Consider the following 5,685-nt stretch of genomic DNA (forward strand, 5'->3'; position numbering starts at 1 on the left):
ATGTACATGGAATGAATGTAAAAGAAACGAAGGACTACATTGCTGTAGATTGTGGTTTACCTGCAGATACATTTAATATCATTACTTTACTAAACAATGATGTAACGGAAGACATTGAGAAATTATATAAAGTGATAAACAACTATAATAAAAAGAAGTTTCCAATGTGTGTTTGGTTTTGGGATAATAGCTATGAACAGGCTATAAAAAACGAATTAATAAAACTTGGCTTAAAAGAAGCAGAACAAAATATTGCGATGGTAGCAGACTTAAAGACAATTCAACCAACAATAAAAATGCCAGAAGGTTTTACGATACAAAGAGCATCTTCGTTAGGACAAATTAAAAAGTTTGGGGAAACGTTAGCTAATCTATTTGGTACATCAGAGGAAGGTATACATGTGCAAACATTTTATAATGAAACTGCTTCTTTCGATTTATGGAATAGTGAAAATATGAAACTATATTTAGGGATTTTTAAAGATGAAGTCGTATCTGTTGGTTCATTAGTATGTACAAAAGATAGTATTGGTATTTATGATATAGCAACTAAAGAAAAAATGCGAGGGCAAGGATTTGGCTCCACTATGTTTAATTACTTGCTGCAAGAAGCAAAACAATTGAAAGTTTCTCAATGCGTATTACAAGCTTCACCTGATGGGATTAATATTTATAAAAAGGCTGGTTTTCAATCTGTTGGACAAATGACTGTATTTGAAAATCGACATTTAATTGAATAAATTATTCGATCCAAATTGCTTTCATGTAGGAGTTAATACATCATTATGAAAAAGATATATATCATTACAATCATTTGCACCATTATATTACTAGGTACTTTCGTTTTACATAAAGTAGATGAACGTAAGTACACGAAAGCTATTAATCAAGCAAATCATATAAAAAACATTGCACATAGAGGCGCTTCTGCGTATGCGCCGGAACATACAATAGCAGCGTATAAATTAGGACAACAATTAAAAGGAGATTATATAGAAATTGATCTTCAAATGACAAAAGACGGACATTTAGTAGCTATGCATGATGAAACAGTAAACCGCACTACAAATGGTACGGGTCTAGTTAAGGAACATACATTAGAAGAAATAAAGAAACTTAATGCAGGTTCTTTTTTCAATGAAAAGCATCCAAGTTTAGCAAAGAAAGACTTTGAAGATGCTAAAGTCCCAACACTAGAAGAAATTATTGAAACGTTCGGGAATGGTGCAAACTATTATATTGAAACAAAATCACCAGATGAATACGCTGGTATGGAAGAGAAGCTATTAGAAATTATAAAGCACTACGAAATAAGTGATAACGTTATTATTCAATCATTTAGTGAAGAAAGTCTGCAAAAAATTCATAGTTTAGATGTTACTTTACCGCTAGTACAATTACTACCTTACAAAAAGTCAGTTCAATTAACTGAATTAGAGATAAAAAAGTATAAAACATACTGCATCGGTCTTGGGATGAACTATAAATATATTGATTCCGCTTATGTAAAGAGAATAAAGAAACACGGATTAGAAGTTCATCCATTTACTGTAGATAATGAAAAAGATATGAAAAAGTTACTTTTATGGGGCGTTGATGGGATGTTTACGAATTACCCGGATCGTTTACATTCGTTATTACAATCTTAAACTATAATGGTGTAATTATCACTGAACCAATAAAACAAGTACCCACAAGTATACAAAGATGGTTTTTGGTCCAAATGGTAACATCATTGAATGCATAAAGCCGATATTGAAATGAAATTTGAAAAAGAATCCAATACTGTTATTGGATTCTTCTTATTTAGCGCTAAGTGACTAACTTAAAGCAATACGATCTTGAATTTATAAATAAAATATTACATTGAGTATGATTTTTCATAATAATCATCAGAAAGTAACGAAAATGTAATGAAGTTTAACTACGCTTTTTATATTTTTTTGATACACTGGCTACGAGAGGAATACCGATTAATGTAGGTAAAAACCAAAACCATATAGGCGGCAATAAATTAATTAAGGGAATATGAATACCGACATTTACTAAAAGTGCAGTAACAGCACCGATATAAGAGCCTAACATACCTCTAATATGGTGGTGAAGCCAATTCTTCCAACGTTTTTTTCGTGCGAGGTATCCATAAATCGCAAATGAATAAGAGAAAATTGCTACATAAAATAAATATGCGATTTTATCCCAGTTTATAATGGATAATATAATGGCAGTAACGGTGATAACGACATAGGATGCGTGATATATTTCACCCCATTCCGTATGTTTACCTTTCTTCTTTTGAGCAACCATCGCTATTATCCCAGTTATTAAACATATCGTTCCAAATAATATGTGGATGGTTAAAAGAATGTTGAAAATGCTCATCATAATTCCTCCCTTTTTATTTTTATAGTATTGCAACATAGGAGAAAAGTTGAAACATATTGTTTATTCACTTTAATATATTGAAGTAAAGGTACTTCAAGAACAAGTTTAAACGGACAAATTTTTCTTGAGTTTAGTGAGACACGTATTACGTGAAATGAAGGAGAGACTTCCATGTTTACATCTATTACATATTTACAATCGGGCAATGACAAGCAACAAAAAATATATGATGTTTTGAATAGCCTAAACATAATGGAGGATTTAGCTTTATATAATCCCGTTCTTTGCGGGACAATCCCGATAAGAATTGATACTCCTCAATCTGACTTAGATATTGTAATGGAAGTATATAACTTTGATGTTTTTGAGCAGGAAATGAGATCTTTATATGGTTCTTATAGAGGGTTCAATATAAAAAAGAAAAAAATGAAAGGTACTGAATCGATAAAGGTGAATTTTGAATTCGAAGGTTTTGAATTTGAATTATTTGCTCAACCTAAGCCAGTGCGTAATCAAAATGCATATAGACATATGATAGTGGAACACATGTTATTAATGCAGCATCCCCATATAAGGGAAGAAGTTATTCACTTAAAGGAACAAGGTTTAAAAACAGAACCTGTTTTTGCTCAAGTATTAAATATTGACGGAGATCCTTATGAAGAACTTATTTTATTAGGGCAGGAAATGAAATTGTGGTAAATAAGATACGTAAAAAAATCCTCCAAAAACAAAAGAGGATTTTTTTATGCTGTTAACTTCCGAATTAATTCACTGAGCAATTTAACCCCGTAAGTCATTTGTTCTGAAGAAGCATATCCATATGATAAACGAATGTACTGATCTGATTCTTCTTCATAAATACGTCCCGGGTTTAAAAGAATTCCTTTTGATAGTGCCTCTGAAAATAGTTTTTTCATCGGAATGTTATGTACAACCTTTAGCCATATAAAAACTCCACCACTAGGAATATCCCACGATGCAATATCTGCACAATATTTATTTAAAGCTCGTATCATTATTTGTCTTCGTTCTTTCAGGTGCATTCTTACGTTTGCTACATGTTCTTCATAAAAACCTTCATTTATCCATTCAGCAGCTACTCTTTGAGATAAAGAACTCGATCCATAGTCTGTTTGCATTTTTATATCTGACAACCTATCAATAACAGGCTCAGGTCCAATTATCCATCCAATTCTAAGTCCAGGGCTAAGTGTTTTAGAGAGGCTACCAATATATAATACATGTCCATGTTTATCCATCGACTTTAAAGGAGCTGGAGGTGATTCATCAATCCATAACTCCCGGTAAATATCATCCTCGATGATAGGCAACTGCTCTTTTTCACATATTTTTAATATTTCTTTTCTTCGCTCTTTGGACATCAATATCCCCGTTGGATTTTGAAAACAAGGGATTGAGTATAAAATATTATTCTTTTGACTATATTTAATTCGTTTTAATAAGTCATTAGGTAAAATACCGTGATAATCCATTGATATACCGGATAAATTTATATTTGCTGATTGAAAAACATGAAGTGAATATAAGTAAGAAGGTTGTTCAAGTAAAACAGTTGATTTTCTATGTAAAAGACCAATTGATATTAATTGTAATGCTTGGAGTGCACCAGACACTATTAATATAGAACCCGGTGATGCATGTATTCCAAATGATCTTACATATTTGCTTATTGCTTCACGTAACGGATAAAAACCTTTTTGTTCTTCGTATCCGAAATAATCTAATTCCTCACTGACGTTTTTTATTATAGATTGCATAGTTTCGAGCGGGAAAAGATGAGGTGCAAGTTCACCTTTACTAAGATGGATAAGCGTTTTATTTGCTTCTGCTTCATTTATTTCTCGCACCATTAACTTACTTGGTTTATGAATACCGGCCTTTACATATTCACTCCAATCAGGCGGGGGATTAGTTGCTAATAATGACCATGTATTATTTGTTACAATTGTTCCTGCTCCGATTTGTCCTTGAATTAAACCATCTGCCATAAGTTCATCTAGCGCAGTTATTACAGTACTTCGATTTACATGAAATAATTTTGCTAACTGCCGCTGACTAGGGATTTTACTTCCAATTGGCCATTCTCCGTTTTCAATTTTTTCTTTCATATAGTCTATTATCTGCCGATATTTGGGCACTTTTTTATCGGTTGTCATATAAAAAACTCCTTCGTTAATTTAAAAGATTCAAAGTGGTTGGTTTTTCCGATAAATAACCGGTTGAAGACATTGTATCAACTATTAAATATGATGAAAAGAAATAATTGGTAATTTAAAAATGGTTGGTTTATTAAGGAGAGAGAGAAAACATGCATAATAAAAAATGGGATTTACGCATTATATGTGCTCATGCTTTTACAATTCTTATATGGGGAACTGCTTTTCCAGCAATTCGTCTGGGGCTTGAATCTTATACGCCTGAACACCTTACTTTACTACGCTTATTAATCGCCTCATTTATACTTTTGTTATTTTCATTTATATACAAACTACGATTACCGGATTTAAAGGATATCCCAGCATTTTTTATATTTGGTGCTTTAGGGTTTACTATTTATCACATCGCATTAAATTACGGCGAAAAAACAGTCAATGCTGGATCTGCAAGTTTAATAATTTCAGTCACTCCAATAGTGACGGCAATTTTTGCTTCTGTTTTTTTGAATGAAAAAATGAAATTAAATGGCTGGATCGGTGGTGTAATGAGTTTTGCAGGAATTGCCTTAATTTCATTTAGCCAAGGCGACGCTATTCAATTAAATAGCGGGGGATTATTTATATTATTAGCGGCGATTTCAGAAAGTCTATTTTTCGTTTTCCAAACATCTTACTTAAAAAAATACGGTTTCTTACCATTTACCATATATACAATTTTTTCTAGTACTGTATGTATGCTTATTTTCTTACCCGGAGTTTATCAAGAAATATTAGCAGCTCCTCTTGAAGTTAACTTGAGTGTTATATATTTAGGTGTCTTTCCAACAGTACTCCCGTATATTGCATTGGCCTATATTATATCTCGTGCTGGTGCTTCTGAAGCAACAAGTTCTCTATATTTAACGCCAATAACTGCGTGTTTCATTGCTTGGATATGGTTAGGAGAAGTGCCAACTTTAGTTTCAATAATTGGCGGCGGAATTACTATACTTGGAATTGTGATTGCTCATATACCAGTATTAAGAAAAGAAAAACATAGGAATTTAGTAAATAATCAATCCGTATAATGTAATTCAATAATGATTTTATGATACTTTTTTATATAGCTGTCTCTTATACA

The 5,685-nt window shown here is 32.1% G+C and carries 6 protein-coding genes; 4 read left to right on the forward strand and 2 right to left on the reverse strand.

Annotated elements, in window-relative coordinates; all coding sequences use genetic code 11:
- Both ABWK52_RS25145 and ABWK52_RS25150 read left to right on the forward strand, forming a co-directional pair.
- On the forward strand, nt 1-740 hold a 740-nt coding region (locus tag ABWK52_RS25145; protein ID WP_353772206.1), incomplete at its 5' end, for a GNAT family N-acetyltransferase.
- A gap of 45 nt (nt 741-785) precedes the next feature.
- Nucleotides 786-1,649 (forward strand): glycerophosphodiester phosphodiesterase, encoded by an 864-nt coding sequence (locus ABWK52_RS25150; protein ID WP_000725522.1) that lies wholly within the window; start codon nt 786-788, stop codon nt 1,647-1,649.
- Between the two features lie 271 nt (nt 1,650-1,920).
- On the opposite strand, the gene ABWK52_RS25155 is transcribed toward ABWK52_RS25150, so the two are convergent.
- Entirely contained in the window at nt 1,921-2,382 is a 462-nt protein-coding gene (locus ABWK52_RS25155) for a DUF2306 domain-containing protein (protein WP_000021728.1), read from the reverse strand.
- Between the two features lie 174 nt (nt 2,383-2,556).
- Between ABWK52_RS25155 and ABWK52_RS25160 the strand changes: the two genes are divergently transcribed.
- The gene (locus ABWK52_RS25160) at nt 2,557-3,087 is read left to right on the forward strand and encodes a DUF4269 domain-containing protein (RefSeq protein WP_098541875.1); all 531 of its coding nucleotides are present in this window, start codon (nt 2,557-2,559) and stop codon (nt 3,085-3,087) included.
- A gap of 44 nt (nt 3,088-3,131) precedes the next feature.
- On the opposite strand, the gene ABWK52_RS25165 is transcribed toward ABWK52_RS25160, so the two are convergent.
- Entirely contained in the window at nt 3,132-4,565 is a 1,434-nt protein-coding gene (locus ABWK52_RS25165) for a PLP-dependent aminotransferase family protein (RefSeq protein ID WP_098221055.1), read from the reverse strand.
- A 152-nt stretch (nt 4,566-4,717) separates the two neighbouring features.
- On the opposite strand from ABWK52_RS25165, the gene ABWK52_RS25170 reads away from it, so the two are divergent.
- Nucleotides 4,718-5,632 (forward strand): DMT family transporter, encoded by a 915-nt coding sequence (locus ABWK52_RS25170; RefSeq protein WP_000551608.1) that lies wholly within the window; start codon nt 4,718-4,720, stop codon nt 5,630-5,632.
- Nucleotides 5,633-5,685 lie beyond the last annotated feature (53 nt).

It is taken from the genome of Bacillus sp. AP50 (genome assembly GCF_040492675.1).
In the GTDB taxonomy this organism is placed as follows: Bacteria; Bacillota; Bacilli; order Bacillales; family Bacillaceae_G; genus Bacillus_A; species Bacillus_A cereus.

Excerpts from the sequence above, each read along its gene's own strand:
- ABWK52_RS25150 (WP_000725522.1), top strand. The coding sequence starts at position 786 with ATGAAAAAGATATATATCATTACAATCATTTGCACCATTATATTACTA.
- ABWK52_RS25155 (WP_000021728.1), bottom strand. The coding sequence starts at position 2,382 with ATGAGCATTTTCAACATTCTTTTAACCATCCACATATTATTTGGAACG.
- ABWK52_RS25160 (WP_098541875.1), top strand. The coding sequence starts at position 2,557 with ATGTTTACATCTATTACATATTTACAATCGGGCAATGACAAGCAACAA.
- ABWK52_RS25165 (WP_098221055.1), bottom strand. The coding sequence starts at position 4,565 with ATGACAACCGATAAAAAAGTGCCCAAATATCGGCAGATAATAGACTAT.
- ABWK52_RS25170 (WP_000551608.1), top strand. The coding sequence starts at position 4,718 with ATGCATAATAAAAAATGGGATTTACGCATTATATGTGCTCATGCTTTT.